This window comes from Mesorhizobium sp. WSM4808, from assembly GCF_055811675.1.
In genome coordinates, this window is the sequence record NZ_JBVVQX010000005.1 from 461155 (window position 1) to 478972 (window position 17818).

Here is a 17818-nt window from a genome sequence, read left to right on the forward strand (position 1 = left end):
GGTTCTACTTCTTCAGCTGGTCGCGGAGAGCGGCGAGCTTGGCGAAGGGCGAATCCGGATCGAAACGCACCGGGCGCTCCTCGCGCGGCTTCGGCTGGAAGGCCGGCTTGCCGCCTTGCGGGCCACCTTTGCCATCCGGCCTGCCACCCTTCCAGTCGGGACGGCCTTCGCGGCGGTCGGGACGTTCGCCCTGCGGCCTGCCATCACGTCGCTGTTCGCCTTCGGCCTGCGGCTTGGGCTTGAATTTCGAGCGGTCGAAGCGCGGCTTGCCGGCTCCATCGCGACGGCCTTCATGGGCCGGACGTTCGCCGGGTGCAGCGGCGGCGGCCGGTGCGCCGGCGGCATCCGCAGGCGCATCGCTTCGGCCGCGCGCTTGTCCGTTGCGCGGGCGATTGTTCCTGCGGTTGTCATCGCGGTTGCGCGGCCGCTGTTCGAAGCGGCCCTGCCGCCACAACAGGATGGGTTTTGGCCCTTCGGCTTCCGGAGCGGGTTCGCCGACGGCTGCTTCAGTCACCGCCACAGGTTCGTCCGGCGCGGCGTCCGTTGCCGGCGCGGCATTTGCCGCCAGCTCGGGCGTTGCGGCTTCTTCTGCCGCTGCAACTTCGATCTCGGCAGTCTCAGTCTCTGCCTGCGGTTCAACCGGCGCCGGTTCGGCGACGTCGGCCGCAGCCTCGGCTACAGGCGCTTCGTCTTGCACGGTTTCGACTGGAGCGTCCGCCTGTTCTTCCACGGCTGGCGCAGCAGGTTCCGCCGCGGCGTCGGAGGTGATTTCGGCGGGAATTTCGACCGTGGTTTCCGAAACGGCCACTGCGTCCGATGCCGGCTCCGACCCTTCGACGGCTGCCTCTGCTGCGGCATCCGTTGCCGCGGCTTCCGCCGCTTTGGCCTGCTCGGCTCGTGCAGCTTCTTCCGTCGCCAGTTTCGCCACCGCCGCTTCGCGGGCGGCGTTGTCCTGCGCTTCGAGCCGCGCCTTGACCTCGACGGCCGGCTTAGGCTCGGCACGGTAGCCGAGACCCTTGAGAATTTCTTCCATGTCGTCGGCGGTGGCGCCGAGGATCGACATCATCGGCGGCGTCACCATGAAGGACTGGCCGTCATAGGCGCCGTCCGGGCGCTGGCCGAGGCCGGGCTTCCAGTTGGTCGCCGGACGGATCAGATCCGCCAGCCGTTCCAGTATGTCGATGCGCACGGCGCGACGGCCGAGATTGCGGTAGCCGGCAAGCTTATAGAACGTCTTGTCGAAAGCAGGGTCGATCACCACCGAGGTGCGACCCGAGGCGAGCGCATGGACCACGTCGCCAAAGCCCGGCTTGTCCTTGCCGTCGTTCTTCAGCGCCCATAGCAATGTCACCAGCCCGGCAGGCGCCGGCTTGATCAGCGCCGGCACGAAGACATGGTAGGCGCCGAAGCGCACACCAAGCCGGCGAAGTGCGGCGCGGCCTTCCTGGTCGAGCGACTTCATCTCCTCGGCGATGTCGCGGCGGTTGATGAGGCCGAAATTCTCGACCAGCTGGAAGGCGATGCCGCGGCCGATGCCGGAAATCTGGTCGGCGTTCCTGAGGTCGACCAGCGGCTTCAGCAGCGACTCGATCTGGAAATTGACGAATCGCTCGGCACGCGCGGCGACCTTGTCGCGCGCCGGGCCGGTCAGCTGCTCGTCGGCCAGCAGCACCAGCCGCGGCTTCAGCGCGTCTTCGCCTGATACAAGCGTGCCGATCGGCGCGCCGATCCAGCGCAGCGTGCCGTCCGAGCCGAGCGCGATGTCGCCATTGGCCGAGGCGCCGAAGCGTTCGGCGCGCGATTCGAACTCGGCGGCCAGCGCCTTCTGGGCAGCGGTGCGCACCGCCTTGGCGTCTTCGCCGCCGGCGGTCTGGTCGGCGGTGAAGCGGAACCCTTGCAACTCGCCGACATGGTGGCCTTCGACAAGGACGGTTCCGGTAGGGCTAATTTCGGCTTCAGGCATGGTATTTTCTCTAAGGCGCCGCATGAGGACGGAAGTCCTGCGGTCTACGAAGCGTTTCGTCAACCGCTCATGCAGCGCATCCGACAATCTGTCTTCGATTTCGCGCGTCTTTTCCTGCCAGTGTGCCTGATCGGCCAGCCAGCCGGGCCGGTTCGACACGAATGTCCAGGTGCGGATCTGGGCTATGCGATGCGACAGCGTGTCAATGTCGCCCTCGGTGGTGTCGGCGCGGCGCACCTGCTCGGCCATGTAATTCTCGTTGACATGGCCGTGGCGTGCGAGGTCCGTGTAGATCGAGGCAATGAGGTCGGCATGCTGCGCCGGCGCGATCCTGCGGTAGTCGGGCAGCGCGCAGGCTTCCCACAGCAGCGCCACGCGCTTGGCATTGGTGGTGAGCGCGCGGATGTCTTCGTCGCGCGACAGATGCTCGAGCGCCTGTGCGTCGACGGCAGGCAATGCCCGCGTCAGTCCCTCGACCGGAGCGTTGGTCTCGATCGAGCGCTTCAGCGCGTCGAGGCTGGCAAAGTCGAAATGCGCGGTGCGCCACTGCAGCACCTTCACCGGATCGAACTCGTGGCCTTCGATCTTCTTGATCAGCTCTTCGTCGAGCGGGTCGACCTGGCCGGTGACACCGAACGTGCCGTCGCGCAGATGCCGGCCGGCGCGGCCGGCGATCTGGCCGAGCTCGGCCGCGGTCAGGTTGCGGTACTGGAAGCCATCGAACTTGCGGTTCTGGGCGAAGGCGACGTGGTCGAGATCGAGATTGAGACCCATGCCGATGGCGTCGGTGGCGATGAGGTAGTCGACATCGCCGGACTGGAATAGCGCCACCTGGGCGTTGCGGGTGCGCGGCGAGAGCGCGCCGAGCACGACGGCGGCACCGCCCTGCTGGCGGCGGATCAACTCGGCGATGGCGTAGACCTCGTCGGCGGAGAAGGCGACGATTGCCGTGCGCCGCGGCAGGCGGGTCAGCTTCTTGGAGCCGGCATAGGCAAGATGCGACAGCCTCGGCCGCGTCACCACCGAGACACCCCTCAGCAGGCGCTGCAGGATACCGTGCATGGTGGCGGCACCCAGTAGCAGCGTCTCCTGGCGGCCGCGCAGGTGCAGGATGCGATCGGTGAAGATGTGGCCGCGCTCGAGGTCACCGGCGAGCTGCACCTCGTCGATGGCGACAAAGGCGGCGTCGGTCTCGCGCGGCATGGCCTCGACGGTGCAGACCGAATATCTGGCGCCCGGCGGCTGGATCTTTTCCTCGCCCGTGATCAGCGCGACCTTGTGGGCGCCAACCTTTTCGCAGACGCGGGCGTAGACCTCGCGCGCCAGAAGCCTGAGCGGCAGGCCGATGATCCCACTCTCATGCGCTACCATGCGCTCGATGGCGAGATGGGTCTTGCCGGTGTTGGTGGGCCCGAGCACGGCGGTCACGTCGCGGCCCGACAGGATCAGCGGCTCTGTGTGTTTGGGCTGGATGTTCATCAACCTAGAATAAGGCTTCCGGGATCTGGAAATAAGGCTTCTGGCCTCTGGTTGTCGGGAGCGCTGCCTCAAATGGCGCGTATGACAGGCGACACATAGGGATTTCGGGCGCGAAGCGAAAGCGGAATGTTCCGCCGGCGGCGAGAAGGTGGTTTTGTCAAGCTTCCAATCGGCTGCGGATTAACGGATAGAACGAGTCTGGAACGAATCGGCGACGAATCAGTGACTCCTGCAGATTCAGCTTTTGTTCACGGCTACATGTGGATTTCGCGGCCGCGAGTCGCACCACATGCTGAATCGCTGAACTGGCCCGTTTCATGCTAAGAGGGGTGTTGCCGTTAACCTTTGCCTGGAAACAATCACGGTGGCTAGGCGCGCCTCGACCAACATGATGAAATTGTTGATCTTTCTTAACCTGCGTTAAGCAGTTGGGCAGGCGATTCCGGCTGTCGTCGTTAACGTTCGGCTCATAGCCGGAACGAATCAGCGACGAATCAGCGATGGCGTGATTTTCCTGATTTGTTCACCCCAATATCTTGTGTTGTGAACAGCTTATCCACCGAGAATCCACAGGTTACGAAGCAGCTTTCGCACAGGGCGGCGGGTGGCTGTTAACCTCCGCGTGCTGCTTCGGCACAGATTGGTTGCATGCTTTGGCTAGGTGCAGCCGCTGCATGTTGACGGGTCCGGCCGGACCGCTGGTTCAGGCCGTGTCCTCTCCAGTGGCATAGCGTTGCAGCGCAGGGCCGACGTTCCGGATGATCTCGTCGTGTGACAGAGCGACGACGGGCGGTAGCCGCAGCACATATCGGCACATCGCCAAACCCAGCAACTGGCTCGAAATGAGCCCGGCCCTTCGACCGGCGTCGGCGAGATCGCCGACCGCCGCAACCACCGGCCTCACCTGGTTGGCGAATATCTCGCGCATTTTTTCGGCGGCGAATTCGTTCGACGCCGCGGAACGCAGCAGAATTGCCATGCCGGGTCCGCTGGCCGGGCCTTCCCAGACTTCGAGAAACCGCCTGATCAAAGTTTCGCCGACGGTGGCCGGGTCGATCACCCGAAGTGCCGGCAGTTGCAGGTCGACGAGTGCCGCCCGGGCGAACAATTCGTCCTTGCTGTGGAAATAGCGGATCACCATGGCCGGATCGATCGAGGCGCGGGTCCCGACATCGCGGATCGACGCGCCGTCATAGCCGTGCTCGGCAAACAGATCTCTGGCGGCATCCAGGATTTGCCCTCGGGTGCGATCCGACTTGCTCGGCTTTTTCGAATGATTCGTGCTCATGAAAATCAAATATCAACGAGCGTTGACAAACTCAAGCACCCAAGATAAAAGTCACCAATCGTTGACAAATGGAGAGAGAAAATGCTGCCTGATACCACCGAAGTCCTGGTCATAGGCGCCGGCCCGACCGGCCTGGCGCTGTCCATTGCCCTGCATCAGGCAGGCGTCGATCACGTCGTGGTCGACCGCCTCGCCGAAGGCCTCAACACCTCACGTGCCGGAGTGATCCACGCGCAGACGCTGGAGACACTCGAGCCGCTTGGCGTTACGGGGCGGCTGGTCGAACTCGGCCTGAAGCTTGACAACTTCGCCATACGTGATCGCGACCGGGTCCTAATCAACCTCGATTTCTCGAGCCTGCCCTCGGCGTATCCCTACGTGCTGATGATTCCGCAGAACCTGACCGAGAAGGTCCTCACTGAGCGTATCGCCGGGTTGGGCGGTGTCATCCGTCGCGGCGTCGAGGCGAAGGAGGTATTGCAGGGGGTCGATGGCGCGCACGTCACGGTCGTCCAGAATGGTCGCGAAAAGACGATCTCGGCGCGCTACGTCGTCGGTGCGGACGGCATGCACAGCGTGGTGCGCGAGGCCGCCGGCATAGGCTTCGACGGCGAGGCCTATGCAGGGTCTTTTGTACTCGCCGACGTGCGCCTTGACTGGCCGCTCGGGCCAACAGAGGTGTCGCTGCTGTTCTCTCCGGCCGGACTGGTCGTCGTCGCGCCACTGCCGGACGGATCATACCGCATCGTAGCGACCATGGATGAGGCGCCTGAGCGGACCGGCATTGCCGACATCCAGGCGCTGCTCGACAGTCGCGGCCCGTCGGCCAGCCCGGCGCAGGTGCTCGACCTGACCTGGAGTACACGCTTCCGCGTGCATCACCGCCTTGCCAAGTCCTACCGGCAGGGGCGCCTGTTCGTCATGGGCGACGCCGCCCATGTGCACAGCCCGGCCGGCGGCCAAGGCATGAACACCGGCCTGATCGATGCCGTGGTGCTGGGAGAACTGCTCGGCGACGTGATCAACGGTGTCCGCCCGGAAAGCGAACTCGACCTCTACGAGACGCTTCGGCGTCCCGCGGCGCAGGAGGTGATCGAACTGGCGGGCAGGCTGACAGGCATGGCGCTTGTTCGCACACCGCTGCGGCGCGTCTTGCGCAATTTCGTGCTCGGCGTCGTCAACATGATGCCGTTCGTCAAGCGCAGGATCTCGATGAAATTGTCAGGTCTCAGCCGGGCCGAAATGGCGAAGCTGCCAGCGTCGTCGCAGCCGGGCCTGCGCAAGCAAGCGGTGAGACGCGAACTCAAGCTGGTCGCGTGAACTTGAGGCGCCGGACAACTTCCGGCGCTGTATCGGAGCGTTGCGTCTAAAGACAAATGTGCCGGCGACACTGCCGGCACGTGTGCACATTCAAGCCACGTGGTTTTGGTCAGGCGAAGTATTGGCCGCCATTGGCTGTGATGGTCGAGCCGGTGATGAAGCCGGCATCTTCGGATGCGAGGAAAACGACGCAGCGTGCGATTTCTTCGGGCTCGCCGAGGCGGCCGACAGGGATCTGTGGGATGATGCGCTCGTTGAGCACTTTCTCGTCGATCGCCTTGACCATTTCGGTGGCGATGTAGCCGGGGCAGATGACGTTGACGGTGATGCCCGCGCGAGCCCCCTCCTGAGCGAGAGCTTTGCTGAAACCGATGTCGCCAGCCTTGGCGGCGGAATAGTTGACCTGGCCGGCCTGGCCTTTCTGGCCGTTGATCGAGGAGATGGTGATGACGCGGCCGAACTTGCGGTCGCGCATGCCGCTCCACAGCGGATGCGTCATGTTGAAGACGCCGGACAGGTTGGTGTCGATGACCTCTTTCCACTGCTCGCGCGTGATCTTGTGGAACATGGCGTCGCGAGTGATGCCGGCATTGTTCACCAGCACCGAGACCGGGCCGAGATCGGCCTCGACTTGGCGGATGCCTGCGGCGCAGGCATCATAGTCGGCGACCGACCATTTGTAGACGGGAATGCCGGTCTCGGCCTTGAATTTCGCCGCTGCGGCGTCATTGCCGGCATAGTTCGCGGCAACCGAATAGCCGACGGTCTTCAATGCGATCGAGATCGCCGCGCCGATGCCGCGCGATCCGCCTGTGACGATTGCTACCTTGGTCATGCGTGTTCCCTCCCTTTGGTCGGGAGAGCGAATAGGGAGTAGCGAATAGCGAGTAGGGATCTACGTCCCGTCGCGCTGACGCAATTCTTCCCTATTGACTACTCCCTGTTTGCTACTCACTTCTTTTTCAGAGTGCTTCGATGCACATGGCGACGCCCATGCCGCCGCCGATGCATAAGGTGGCCAGCCCCTTCTTGACGCCGCGCCGGCGCATTTCGAAGACCAGTGTGTTGAAGACGCGGGCGCCGGACGCACCGATCGGGTGGCCGATGGCGATGGCGCCGCCATTGACGTTGACGATCGAAGGATCCCAGCCCATGTCCTTGTTGACGGCGCAGGCCTGTGCCGCAAAGGCCTCGTTGGCCTCGACAAGGTCGAGATCGCCGACCGACCAGCCGGCCTTTTCCAAGGCCTTGCGCGATGCTGGGATCGGGCCGGTGCCCATAATCTGCGGATCGACGCCGGCGGTTGCCCAGGACACGATGCGTGCCAGCGGGGTGATGCCGCGCCTCACCGCTTCCGCCTCGCTCATCAGCAGCGCGCCGGCGGCACCGTCATTGATGCCGGAGGCGTTGGCGGCGGTCACCGTGCCGTCCTTGTCGAAAGCCGGTTTCAGCTTGGTCATGGCGTCGATCGTGGCGCCGTGGCGGATGTATTCGTCCTGGTCGACGATGGTGTCGCCCTTCTTGCCCTTGATGGTGACGGCGACGATCTCGTCCTTGAACTTGCCGGCCTTCTGCGCGGCCTCGGCCTTGTTTTGCGAGGCGAGCGCGAACTGGTCCTGGTCTTCGCGGGTGATCTGGAACTGACGCGCGACGTTTTCGGCGGTGTTGCCCATGTGATAGCCGTTGAAGGCGTCCCACAGCCCGTCCTTGATCATGGTGTCGATCAGCTTGAAGTCGCCCATCTTGACGCCGGCGCGCAGGTGCTGGGCATGCGTCGAAAGCGACATCGATTCCTGGCCGCCGGCGATGATCACCTTGGCGTCGCCGATGGCGATCTGCTGCATGCCGAGCGCAATGGCACGCAGGCCCGAGCCGCAAACCTGATTGAGGCCCCAGGCTGTGGTTTCCTTGGGCAGGCCGGCATTGATCGATGCCTGGCGGGCCGGGTTCTGGCCTTGCGCGGCGGTCAGCACCTGGCCGAGGATGACCTCATCGACCTCGCCTGGTTCGACACCGGCACGCGACAGCAATTCCCTGATGACGACGGCGCCGAGTTCATGCGCCGGGGTGGCGGCGAAGGCGCCGTTGAAGGAGCCGACCGGCGTGCGCGCCGCACTGGCAATGACGATGGAAGCGGACATTTTCTTCTCCAGACTTCAAGGGTGTTGCTCTGTCGTTGGGGACTTTTCTTGCCCTTTCCCAACCCCAAGTCAAACCGGAAATGGGTATGGCGCCCATGCGCCGCAAGCAGGCCGTGCCTTGCCATGGCGACCATTCGTCCATTGCTGCGCAGCATATTTTGCCTGCTATGCAGCATTTAGTGATCCCGCACTGCACAAACTGCTTGGAATTGTGAAGCTTTTGCGCATATCCTCAAAAAAAAGGCACAATCGTTATCGGCGGCTTGCTCAGAGGCGCGCCGGTGTCCCCGGGAGGATGTAGATGGCCGCTAAAGACGATCCGATCATCATCAAGAAATACGCCAATCGCCGCCTCTACAACACCGGCACCAGCACCTATGTGACGCTCGAGGACCTCGCCGAGATGGTCAAGAAGGGCGAGGAGTTTACCGTCCAGGACGCCAAGACCGGCGACGACATCACGCATCCGGTGCTGACACAGATCATCTTCGAACTGGAGAACAAGGACGGGCAAAACATGCTGCCGATCCCGTTCCTGCGCCAGCTGATCGCCTATTATGGCGACCAGATGCAGATGATCGTGCCGAGCTTCCTCGAACAGTCGATGCTTGCCTTTTCCAAGGAGCAGGAGCGCTTTCGCGAGCAGATGAAGGGGGCGATCGGCAAGTCGCCGCTCGACATGATGAAGATCACCACGCCGATCAAGGCCCTGGAGGAACAGACACGCCGCAACATGGAAATGTTCCAGAATGCGATGCGGCTGTTCACGCCGTTCCCGCCCGCCGGCACCGCGCCAGCCGCCGCGCCGTCGCCCGAGCCGGCCAGGAAGGAAACGTCAGAAAAACCCGACGATCTTCAGGAACTGAAGGACCAGATCGCGGCCATGCAGCGCAAGCTCGACACGATGTCCTGAGCGCTTGGCGCTCTTGCAACCCTACACCAGCACGCCCTCATAGCGGCCGCGCGGCCTGATGACACTTCCGCTTGTGATCTGTTCGACCGTGTGCTCGGCCCAGCCGACGCTGCGTGCGAGCGCAAACAGGCGAAACGGCGCATCGCGCGGCAAGCCAAGGCTGCGCGTCAGCGCTGCCAGCCCAAAGTCGATGTTGGGAAGCGCGCCGGTCGCGGCAAGGGCAGCATCGCGCAGCGACGATAGTGTGCCGTCAACCTCGATCACCGACAGCAGCGCGGCGCCCCGGGGATCGCCGTCGGGATAGAGCTGATGACCGAACCCCGGCAATGGCCGGTCGTGGCTGAGCCAGCGCCGGATCGTCGCATCGGCGCCATGCCGGGCCGCATCCTCGGCCAGTTGCATCACCGCCTCGCCGGCACCGCCATGGCGAGGGCCTGACAGCGTCGCGAGCCCGGCCAGCAGGCAAGCGGCCAGCGGCGCGCCGGTCGAGGCTGCGACGCGCGCGGCGAAGGTCGACGCATTCAGTTCATGATCGGCAAGCAGGACAAGCGCGCGGCGGATCGCATTGGCGCCGCCGGCTTCCACCGACCAGGCCTGCGCCAGCCGCTGATGGACGGGATCTGGTCCTGCCGGTGCGCCCAGCGCGGCGACCAGCACGCCGACAGCGTGCGCGGCATCGGCATGCAGCGAGGCCCGGTTGCGCCCAAGCGACGGGCGCCCTTGGCCGGCAAGCACGGCAAGTTGCGCAAAAGCCGAGGCCCGGCCGGCTTGATGGGGCACATCCGGCGACGGTGCTTCGAAAGCCACCGGTTCCGGCAGAGCCCAGAGAATGGCGGCGGCTTCTTCCAGTGTGGCGTGCCCGGAGAGCACTGCGGCGTCCTGCCCGCGATAGATGAGCCGACCGTGCGAGACGGTCGAAATCGCCGTTGCGATTGAGGGTTCGCCCCAGGCAATGGCGCTTTCAGCGATGACTGATGGGCTCCGTCCGCGCGCCCGGCGGGTCGCCAGTGCGGCGATATCGTCGGCGCGGTACTGGCTGCGGCGCGGATCGGCGCGGTCGGGCCGCATGCCGATGCGCCCACGGCTGACATAGGCGTACAGCGTCTGCGCCCGCACCTTGAGGCGCTCAAGCGCCTCTTCCCGGGACAACCACTCGGACATATCGAGCCCTGATATTGATTCTATTGATCAAGATTGATGGAAACGTTGCCCATCTCTATCTCCGATCCGGAAATGCTTCAAGGAGACAGGCTATGGCGAATGGGCTCGATGATGTGGTGGCGGCGGAAACCGTGCTTTCCGATGTGGATGGTCTTGGTGGCCGTCTGACGATCCGAGGTCATTCGCTGCCGGAGCTGGCCGGCCGCTTGAACTATGCCCAGGTGATGCGGCTGCTGCTCGACGGCCTCTTCGACGACCTTCCCGATGAGGCGCAACTGACGCGGGCACTGGCCCAGGCACGCGCTGAGGTGTTCGAACGGCTCTTGCCCTCGCTGCCCCTGCTGGCGTCGCTCGATGTTTACAGCGCCATGCGCGCCGGCATGGCGCTGCTGCCGGACGGCGAGACCTTGACCGATGCCTTGCTGCTCATCGCAGCGCCCGCCGTGCTGACGCCGGCCCTGCTGCGCCTGCAGCGCGGCGAGCAGCCGATCGCGCCGGACAGCCGCGCCGATCATGCCGCCGACATGTTGAAGATGCTGAGCGGCAGCGTCGCCTCGACGGCGCTGGCGAAGGCGCTCGATACCTATCTCGTGACCGTCTGCGATCATGGCCTCAATGCGTCGACCTTTGCGACGCGCGTGGTGGCCTCGACGCAGGCCGGCCTGACATCCTCCGTGCTGGCCGGACTCGGCGCGCTCAAGGGGCCGCTGCATGGCGGCGCGCCTGGCCCGGTGATCGAGATGCTGGATGCGATCAAGGCGCATGGCGATGCCGCCGGCTGGCTGCGCGACGAGATCGCGCACGGCAGGCGCATCATGGGGTTCGGACATCGCGTCTACCGCGTGCGTGATCCGCGCGCCGATGTGCTGAAGGCCGTCGTGCGGCAACTCGGCGGCGAGGGCGAAACCGGCCGCCGGCTGGCATTCGCGGAGACAGTGGAACAGGTAGCGCTCGACGTGCTGCGGATCGCCAAGCCGTCGCGCTCGCTGCAGACCAATGTCGAGTTCTACACCGCGCTGCTGTTGGAGGCGGCGGGTTTTCCGCCACAAACCTTCAGCAATGTCTTTGCCGCCGGGCGCGTCGCCGGCTGGATCGCGCATGCGCGTGAACAGCAGACGACCGGGCGGCTAATCCGCCCGCAGTCGCGTTATGTCGGGCCGGTGCCGGACCTGGTTGCCTGAGGTCTTTTGGCGCCTGGCGAGCGACCGGCGATCCAAACGATATCCTCCTGGTGAGCGGCCGTGTGGCCGCTCATGACGAAAATTTCATCTCCTCAAAAATTCTGGCCGCTGTTATTGCGTCGCATTGAGCATATATGCTGCAGTGCAACATAAGCTCGCTCTTGCCGCAACCAGAGGACTCCGCCCTTGGCCGCCAGAAAAACCGCAGTCATCACCGGCTCCACATCGGGCATTGGCCTGGCCATCGCCCAGGCGTTGGCGGCCGAAGGCCATAATGTCGTCGTCAACTCTTTCTCCGACACGGCCGCCGACCACGCCATCACTGATGCGATCGCCAAACACCACGGGGTGAAAACCGCCTACATCAAGGCCGACATGTCGAAGCCGGCCGAATGCCGGGCGCTGATCGCCAAGGCGGCTGAGACATTCGGATCGGTCGATATCCTCATCAACAATGCCGGCATCCAGCATGTCGCGCCGGTTGAGGACTTTCCGATCGAGAAATGGGACGCCATCATCGCCATCAACCTGTCGTCGGCGTTCCACACCATTGCAGCCGCGATCCCGCTGATGAAGGAGGCCGGCGGTGGCCGGATCGTCAACATCGCCTCGGCGCACGGCCTGGTCGCGTCGCCGTTCAAATCGGCCTATGTCTCAGCCAAGCACGGCATCATGGGATTGACCAAAACGGTCGCACTCGAACTGGCGCGCGAAAAAATCACCTGCAACGCCATCTGCCCGGGCTATGTCCTGACGCCGCTGGTCGAGGCGCAGATCCCCGACCAAATGAAAGCCCATCAGATGGATCGCGAGACCGTCATCCGTGAGGTCATGCTGGACAAGCAGCCGACCAAGGAATTCGTCACGGTGGAGCAGATCGCGGCAGCGGCGGTGTTCCTGTGCTCGGACGCGGCAGCGCAGATCAACGGCACGCATCTCTCGGTCGATGGCGGCTGGACCGCCGCGTGAGGCGCAAAATCTTCTCATCTATCCAAAACGAACCAAGGACGACGCCATGACCAAAAACGGCAAGGCGGAGGAGACAAAGAAGAAGATCAACATCGCGCTTCAGGGCGGCGGCTCGCACGGGGCCTTTTCCTGGGGTGTGCTCGACCGCCTGCTGGAGGACGGACGGCTGGAGATATCAGCAGTGTCCGGCACCAGCGCCGGCGCCATGAACGCGGTGGCGCTGGCCGACGGATATGTGCGCGGAGGTGTCGAGGGAGCGCGGCAGAAACTTGACGATTTCTGGCGCGCGGTGGCGGCCAAGGGCCGGTTCAGCCCGGTACACCGCATGCCGTGGGATGTCGCCTGGGGCAACTGGTCGATCGAGAATACGCCTGGCTATGTCTTCTTCGACACCATGTCGCGGGTGTTCTCGCCCTATGTCGCCAATCCGCTCGGCTTCAACCCGCTGCGCGACGTGGTTCAGCAGGAGATCGATTTCGACAATGTCCGCGCCTGCAAGTCGATGGAACTGTTCATCTCGGCGACCAATGTCGAGACCGGACAGTTGCGCGTCTTTTCCGATGGCGAGATCGACCTCGACACGGTGATGGCCTCGGCCTGCCTGCCGCAACTGTTCCGTGCTGTCGAGATCAAGGGGGTGCCCTATTGGGATGGCGGCTATGGCGGCAACCCGGCGCTTTATCCGTTCTTCAAGACGGCTGCGACCGAGGACGTGCTTCTGGTGCAGATCAATCCGGTGGTGCGGGAGGGAACACCAAGAAGCGCCAACGAGATCCAGAACCGCATCGACGAGATCGCCTTCAACGCCGGGTTGCTGCGCGAATTCCGCTCGATCGCCTTCGTCAAGGAACTGATCGCCGCCGGCCGTCTGCCGCATGGCGAGTATCGCGACATCCGCATGCACCGCATCGATGCCGACGAGGCGTTCAAGGACCTGTCGGCGTCCTCGAAGGTCAACGCCGAATGGGCGTTTCTGACCTACCTGCGTGATCTCGGCCGCACCGCCGCCAGCGACTGGCTGGAAGAGAATTACGAGGCCGTCGGCAAGCGACCTACGCTCGATCTCTCCGGCGAACTCGATGACGGCTTCAAGCCGGTGCGCGGTCCGGCACCTGGCCGGCGGGTCAAGGAATTTCTTGCGGCGCGCAAGAACCCGGAGGCAGAGCGCCGGCGCGCCTGAGCGACCAATCAATGTGCATCGATTGGTCCGCAATCATGCCTTCAAGGTCAGGTCGATCACCCTGATCAGGGCAGCGGCCGCCTGCCGCTGTCCCTCCGGATCTCTGATCCGCGCCTTCATGCCTTCCAGCCCGTCGAGCAGCATGTCGGCAAGCAGTTGCGCCGACAGGCCTCTGGCCGCCAGGTCGACGCCGTTCCTGGCTGCCTCGCGCTCGATCGCGGCGCCGATGTGTTGGCCAAGCCCGCCGCGCCAGCAGCCTACCAGATCGCCAAGGCTCGATTTCATGTCCAGCAATTCGGCGCCGTGCGGCGAAGCAACGACCGCGCCCATCATCGAGATGAATGCCTCGTCGATGGCCCGCATCATGCGCTCGGTGAAAGGGCCATCGCCGGATAGGGCAATCTTTGCCGCCTCGACCGAGCGTGACAGGATCATCATGGCGATGGCGCGGAAAATGTCGGTCTTGTTCTTGAACAGGAGATAGAGCGCCGGGCGCGACATGTCTGCGGCGCGGGCGATATCGTCCATGGTGGTGCGCGAGAAACCATAGGCCAAAAACACCTTCATCGCGCCATCCAGGATACGGACGCGTTTGGGGTCTGTGGCGGTGATGTCTTCGATCTGGTTCATGGAGCAATTCTATCCTGCAAAATCCTATTTGACAAAATGACGAAATTTGTCAATCTGTATTAGGTGAAATGGCCGAGAGGACGCTTCGCCCTTGGCAGCGGACGACAACAAAGGGTATCCCCATGCGCCTTACCGTCGACGGGCAGTCATTCGATATCGATGCCGATCCGGACATGCCGCTGTTGTGGGCGCTGCGCGATCTCATTGGCAAGACCGGGCCGAAATTCGGCTGCGGCATCGCGGCCTGCGGCGCCTGCACGGTGCATGTGGACGGTCAGCCGGTGCGTTCCTGCTCACTCCCGGTTGGGCAGGTCAGCGGCGCCGTCACCACCATTGAAGGCATCGGGACAGCAGGCGGACTGCATCCGGTGCAGCAGGCATGGCTGGAGGAACAAGTCGCGCAATGCGGCTACTGCCAGGCCGGCCAGATCATGAGCGCGGTGGCGCTGCTCGATGAAGTCGCCGACCCAAGCGATGCCGACATCGACAATGCCATGGGCGGCAATCTCTGCCGCTGCGGCACCTGCCCCAAAATCCGCTCGGCCATCAAGAAGGCCGCGGCGCTCAAGACGGCGGGTCTCTGACCATGGCCAGTGTCGGAAAGATCGCCCGCCGCACGTTTCTGATCGGCGCTGCCGCTGTCGCGGGCGGCGTTGCCGTCGGCTATTACTACTATCGCAAGCCTTTTCCGAACCCGCTCGAGGCCGAACTCGGCAAGGGCGAGGCGACGTTCAACCCCTATGTGAAGATCGGCGCCGACAACACCATCACCATCGTCGCGCCGCGCGCCGAGATGGGGCAAGGCATCTCGACGACGCTGGCGGCCATGGTCGCAGAGGAACTCGACGTCGGGCTCGACCGGGTTAAGGTCGAGCATGGACCAGCATCCCATGCCTACTACAACGCCGCGATCCTTCAAGAGGGCGGTCCGTTCGCCTTCTTCGACGAGAGCATGACGGCGCAAGCGGTGCGCTCGGGTCTCGGCGTGGTTGGCAAGTTCCTTGCCCTGCAGGGCACCGGCGGTTCGGCTTCGACACGCGATGGTTTTGACAAGATGCGGCAAGCGGGTGCCGCTGCCCGGCAGATGCTGATCGCGGCTGCGGCGCAAGAACTGGGTGTTGCCGCAGCCGATCTGGAAACGGCCGACGGTTCGATCCTGCACAAGGCGTCGGGCAAGTCGCTGACCTATGGCGCGGTCGCCGCGGCTGCCGCCGCGATGGCGCCGCCGGACGAAGTCAGGCTCAAGGACAAAGCCGACTGGAAGCTGCTGGGAAAGCCGCAAAAGCGCATCGACATGCTGGCCAAGGTCACCGGGGCGCCGATCTTCGGCATCGATGTCAGGCTGCCGGACATGCTCTACGGCACGGTCAAGATGAGCCCGCGCTTCTGGGCCAAGCCGGTCAAGGCGGACCTTTCCAGGGCCGAAAAAATGCCCGGCGTGATCAAGATCGTGCCGCTTGAGACGAATTATGGCCATGGCTTCGGCATCATCGCCGACAACACATGGGCGGCATTCAAGGCGGCCGAGGCGATCGACGCCCAGTGGTTCGATCCCGAATACCCGCTCGGCAGCGCTGCCATTTCAGATGTGCTGAAGCAGGCGCTTGCCACCAAGGGGTCGGTGATGCGCGACAATGGCGACGTCGATACCGCTTTTGCCGACGCGCCGCGCGAAAGGATCGTCGAGGCAGACTATGCCGTGCCCTATCTGGCGCATGCGACGATGGAGCCGATGAACGCCACGGCACAGTTCAAGGACGGTGCGCTCGACATCTGGTGCGGCAACCAGGCGCCGACCCTGGTGCGGCAGCTTTGCGCCAACGCGGTCGGCATCGAGCAGGGTAAGGTCAATGTGCACACCACCTTCATGGGCGGCGGTTTCGGCCGGCGCGTCGAGACGGATTACGCGCTGTGTGCCGCGTTGATGGCGAAAGAGACGGGCGGGCGTCCGATCAAGGTAACCTGGACGCGCGAGGAAGACATGCGCCACGACGCCTACCGGCCGGCTGCTATCGGCAAGTTCCAGGCGCGGCTTGGCGACGATGGCATGCCGGTGGCCGTCGACATGAAGATGGCCTCACCATCGGTGATTGCCGGCATGCTGCGCCGGCTGTTCCCTTCGATATCGCCGCTCGGTCCCGACAAGACCATCGTCGATGGCGCTTACGACCAACCCTACTCCATCCCGAATTACCGGGTCAGCGGTGTCGCGGCGCCGGTCTCCATCCCCGTCGGCTCCTGGCGCTCGGTCGGCAGCTCGGTCAACGGTTTCTTCCACGAGGGTTTCATGGACGAGATCGCCATTGCCGGAAAAATCGATCAGGTCGAGATGCGCAAGAGACTGATGGCCGCTTATCCCTCGGCGGTGAAGGTGGTGGAGAAAGTCGCCGCGATGGCGAAATGGGGCGAGGCGCTGCCCGCCGGCAAGGCCAGGGGCATGGCCTTCACGCTGTCCTTCGGCAGCTGGGTCGGCGAGATCGTCCAGGTGGCGGACACGCCGGCCGGCATCCGCATCGAGAAGGTGTGGATCGCCGCCGATGTCGGCACCGCGCTCGACCCCGGCATCATCGAGGCGCAGCTGATCTCGGCGGCCATCTACGGTCTTTCGGCGGCGATGGGGCAGGAAATCACCTTCGCCGACGGCATGGTCGAACAGTCGAACTTCCACGATTTCGACGCCATGCGGATCTTCCAGTGCCCGGTATTCGAAGTGGCCATCCTGGAAAACTTCCACAGGATGGGCGGCGTCGGCGAGGTCGGCACACCGCCGGCGGCTCCGGCGCTCGCCAACGCCATCTTCGCGCTCACCGGAAAGCGCATCCGCACGCTGCCGCTGTCGAAAACGGTGGCCTTCGCATGAAGAAGCTCGTCATCATGCTGACGCCTGCTGCCATGCTTGTGCTCGCAGCATCGTTTGCGATCGCGCAAGAGAGCCAGACGCCGGCGCCGGTGGCAGTCGACACAGCAAAAGCCCTGTCCGAATGGGACAAGGTCTATGCGGTGTTCTCGCATCCGCGCTGCGCTGACTGTCATGTCGCGGACGAGCGACCGCGCTGGTCGGGTGCGCATTACGGCGGCACGCGCGTGCACGCCTTCAATGTCCAGCGCGGTGCTGACGGGTCGGGCTTCGGCAGTCCGGGCCTGCGTTGCATGACTTGCCATTTCTCCAGCAATTCCAGGGCATTGCACGGGCCGCCCGGGGCCGAGAACTGGCATCTGGCGCCAGCCGAGATGGCCTGGTTCGGCAAGTCCTCGGCCGAAATCTGCGCCCAGATCAAGGATCCCTTGCGCAATGGCAACCGCAGCTTGAAGGACATCGCGGTGCATGTTCGCGACGACAGACTGGTCGCCTGGGGCTGGGCGCCGGGATCGGGTCGTGAACCGGCTCCGGGCTCCGCCGAAGCGACCTATCAAGCGATCGAAAACTGGGCGGCGGCGGGCGCATCTTGCCCGGTGGCGCAATGATCTTGCAACTTTCAGACTATATTGCGGTGCAACTTTGATGTAGAAGCGCGCTTCGCCGATCACGGCAAATTGAACACGGCCCGGCGCGCACCCATATCGGCGACGCGCCCGCGTTATGAGGACGCTGG

Annotated in this window: 14 protein-coding genes; 8 read left to right on the plus strand and 6 right to left on the minus strand. The window is 64.1% G+C overall.

The features are described from left to right. Positions 1-4 precede the first annotated feature (4 nt). Together AC0L2U_RS12265 and AC0L2U_RS12270 are read right to left on the minus strand one after the other, a co-directional pair. Positions 5-3442 carry a helicase-related protein gene (locus tag AC0L2U_RS12265; RefSeq protein ID WP_128289260.1) on the minus strand — a complete coding sequence of 1146 codons (3438 nt, stop codon included), beginning with the start codon at positions 3440-3442 and terminating at the stop codon, positions 5-7. A gap of 703 nt (positions 3443-4145) precedes the next feature. Beyond that, the gene (locus AC0L2U_RS12270) at positions 4146-4730 is read right to left on the minus strand and encodes a TetR/AcrR family transcriptional regulator (protein ID WP_127397678.1); all 585 of its coding nucleotides are present in this window, start codon (positions 4728-4730) and stop codon (positions 4146-4148) included. 81 nt (positions 4731-4811) lie between these two features. Between AC0L2U_RS12270 and AC0L2U_RS12275 the strand changes: the two genes are divergently transcribed. Beyond that, entirely contained in the window at positions 4812-6050 is a 1239-nt protein-coding gene (locus AC0L2U_RS12275; protein ID WP_128289259.1) for an FAD-dependent oxidoreductase, read from the plus strand. Positions 6051-6159: 109 nt separating this feature from the next. On the opposite strand, the gene phbB is transcribed toward AC0L2U_RS12275, so the two are convergent. Both phbB and AC0L2U_RS12285 read right to left on the minus strand, forming a co-directional pair. Continuing rightward, on the minus strand, positions 6160-6885 hold the full coding sequence (gene phbB / locus AC0L2U_RS12280) for an acetoacetyl-CoA reductase (RefSeq protein ID WP_027037159.1): 726 nt from the start codon (positions 6883-6885) through the stop codon (positions 6160-6162). 127 nt (positions 6886-7012) lie between these two features. Further along, positions 7013-8191 (minus strand): acetyl-CoA C-acetyltransferase, encoded by a 1179-nt coding sequence (locus AC0L2U_RS12285; protein WP_292632888.1) that lies wholly within the window; start codon positions 8189-8191, stop codon positions 7013-7015. Positions 8192-8492: 301 nt separating this feature from the next. Between AC0L2U_RS12285 and phaR the strand changes: the two genes are divergently transcribed. Then, on the plus strand, positions 8493-9104 hold the full coding sequence (gene phaR, locus AC0L2U_RS12290) for a polyhydroxyalkanoate synthesis repressor PhaR (protein WP_027037157.1): 612 nt from the start codon (positions 8493-8495) through the stop codon (positions 9102-9104). 21 nt (positions 9105-9125) lie between these two features. Here the strand turns inward: phaR and AC0L2U_RS12295 are convergent, their stop codons facing one another. Beyond that, positions 9126-10265: a citrate/2-methylcitrate synthase gene (locus AC0L2U_RS12295; RefSeq protein ID WP_473601968.1), complete on the minus strand. Its 1140-nt coding sequence runs from the start codon at positions 10263-10265 to the stop codon at positions 9126-9128. Between the two features lie 92 nt (positions 10266-10357). Between AC0L2U_RS12295 and AC0L2U_RS12300 the strand changes: the two genes are divergently transcribed. From AC0L2U_RS12300 to AC0L2U_RS12310, 3 genes are all read left to right on the plus strand, one after another. Beyond that, positions 10358-11446, plus strand: coding sequence for a citrate synthase/methylcitrate synthase (locus AC0L2U_RS12300; protein ID WP_473601969.1), 1089 nt, complete (start codon positions 10358-10360; stop codon positions 11444-11446). A 186-nt stretch (positions 11447-11632) separates the two neighbouring features. Then, entirely contained in the window at positions 11633-12415 is a 783-nt protein-coding gene (locus AC0L2U_RS12305; RefSeq protein WP_127809045.1) for a 3-hydroxybutyrate dehydrogenase, read from the plus strand. Positions 12416-12461: 46 nt separating this feature from the next. Further along, positions 12462-13595 carry a patatin-like phospholipase family protein gene (locus AC0L2U_RS12310; protein WP_127270167.1) on the plus strand — a complete coding sequence of 378 codons (1134 nt, stop codon included), beginning with the start codon at positions 12462-12464 and terminating at the stop codon, positions 13593-13595. Positions 13596-13628: 33 nt separating this feature from the next. Here AC0L2U_RS12310 and AC0L2U_RS12315 read toward each other — a convergent pair whose 3' ends face one another. After that, positions 13629-14225 (minus strand): TetR/AcrR family transcriptional regulator, encoded by a 597-nt coding sequence (locus AC0L2U_RS12315; RefSeq protein WP_127322484.1) that lies wholly within the window; start codon positions 14223-14225, stop codon positions 13629-13631. A gap of 122 nt (positions 14226-14347) precedes the next feature. Here AC0L2U_RS12315 and AC0L2U_RS12320 point away from each other — a divergent pair, with 122 nt between their 5' ends. The 3 genes from AC0L2U_RS12320 to AC0L2U_RS12330 are packed head-to-tail and all read left to right on the plus strand — an operon-like array spanning position 14348 to position 17690. After that, the gene (locus tag AC0L2U_RS12320) at positions 14348-14809 is read left to right on the plus strand and encodes a (2Fe-2S)-binding protein (protein WP_473601970.1); all 462 of its coding nucleotides are present in this window, start codon (positions 14348-14350) and stop codon (positions 14807-14809) included. A 2-nt stretch (positions 14810-14811) separates the two neighbouring features. Next, complete coding sequence (locus AC0L2U_RS12325; protein ID WP_128287766.1) at positions 14812-17085, plus strand: xanthine dehydrogenase family protein molybdopterin-binding subunit; 2274 nt, start codon at positions 14812-14814, stop codon at positions 17083-17085. Next, on the plus strand, positions 17082-17690 hold the full coding sequence (locus AC0L2U_RS12330; RefSeq protein ID WP_127323174.1) for a hypothetical protein: 609 nt from the start codon (positions 17082-17084) through the stop codon (positions 17688-17690). Before AC0L2U_RS12325 ends, AC0L2U_RS12330 begins: the two co-directional genes overlap by 4 nt. Positions 17691-17818 lie beyond the last annotated feature (128 nt).

What these genes read in the sequence shown, in the direction of transcription:
- AC0L2U_RS12320 (WP_473601970.1), top strand. Translation starts at nt 14,348, where the DNA reads ATGCGCCTTACCGTCGACGGGCAGTCATTCGATATCGATGCCGATCCG.
- AC0L2U_RS12330 (WP_127323174.1), top strand. Translation starts at nt 17,082, where the DNA reads ATGAAGAAGCTCGTCATCATGCTGACGCCTGCTGCCATGCTTGTGCTC.
- AC0L2U_RS12310 (WP_127270167.1), top strand. Translation starts at nt 12,462, where the DNA reads ATGACCAAAAACGGCAAGGCGGAGGAGACAAAGAAGAAGATCAACATC.
- AC0L2U_RS12315 (WP_127322484.1), bottom strand. Translation starts at nt 14,225, where the DNA reads ATGAACCAGATCGAAGACATCACCGCCACAGACCCCAAACGCGTCCGT.
- AC0L2U_RS12265 (WP_128289260.1), bottom strand. Translation starts at nt 3,442, where the DNA reads ATGAACATCCAGCCCAAACACACAGAGCCGCTGATCCTGTCGGGCCGC.
- AC0L2U_RS12295 (WP_473601968.1), bottom strand. Translation starts at nt 10,265, where the DNA reads ATGTCCGAGTGGTTGTCCCGGGAAGAGGCGCTTGAGCGCCTCAAGGTG.
- AC0L2U_RS12325 (WP_128287766.1), top strand. Translation starts at nt 14,812, where the DNA reads ATGGCCAGTGTCGGAAAGATCGCCCGCCGCACGTTTCTGATCGGCGCT.
- AC0L2U_RS12300 (WP_473601969.1), top strand. Translation starts at nt 10,358, where the DNA reads ATGGCGAATGGGCTCGATGATGTGGTGGCGGCGGAAACCGTGCTTTCC.
- AC0L2U_RS12275 (WP_128289259.1), top strand. Translation starts at nt 4,812, where the DNA reads ATGCTGCCTGATACCACCGAAGTCCTGGTCATAGGCGCCGGCCCGACC.
- phaR (WP_027037157.1), top strand. Translation starts at nt 8,493, where the DNA reads ATGGCCGCTAAAGACGATCCGATCATCATCAAGAAATACGCCAATCGC.
- phbB (WP_027037159.1), bottom strand. Translation starts at nt 6,885, where the DNA reads ATGACCAAGGTAGCAATCGTCACAGGCGGATCGCGCGGCATCGGCGCG.
- AC0L2U_RS12270 (WP_127397678.1), bottom strand. Translation starts at nt 4,730, where the DNA reads ATGAGCACGAATCATTCGAAAAAGCCGAGCAAGTCGGATCGCACCCGA.
- AC0L2U_RS12285 (WP_292632888.1), bottom strand. Translation starts at nt 8,191, where the DNA reads ATGTCCGCTTCCATCGTCATTGCCAGTGCGGCGCGCACGCCGGTCGGC.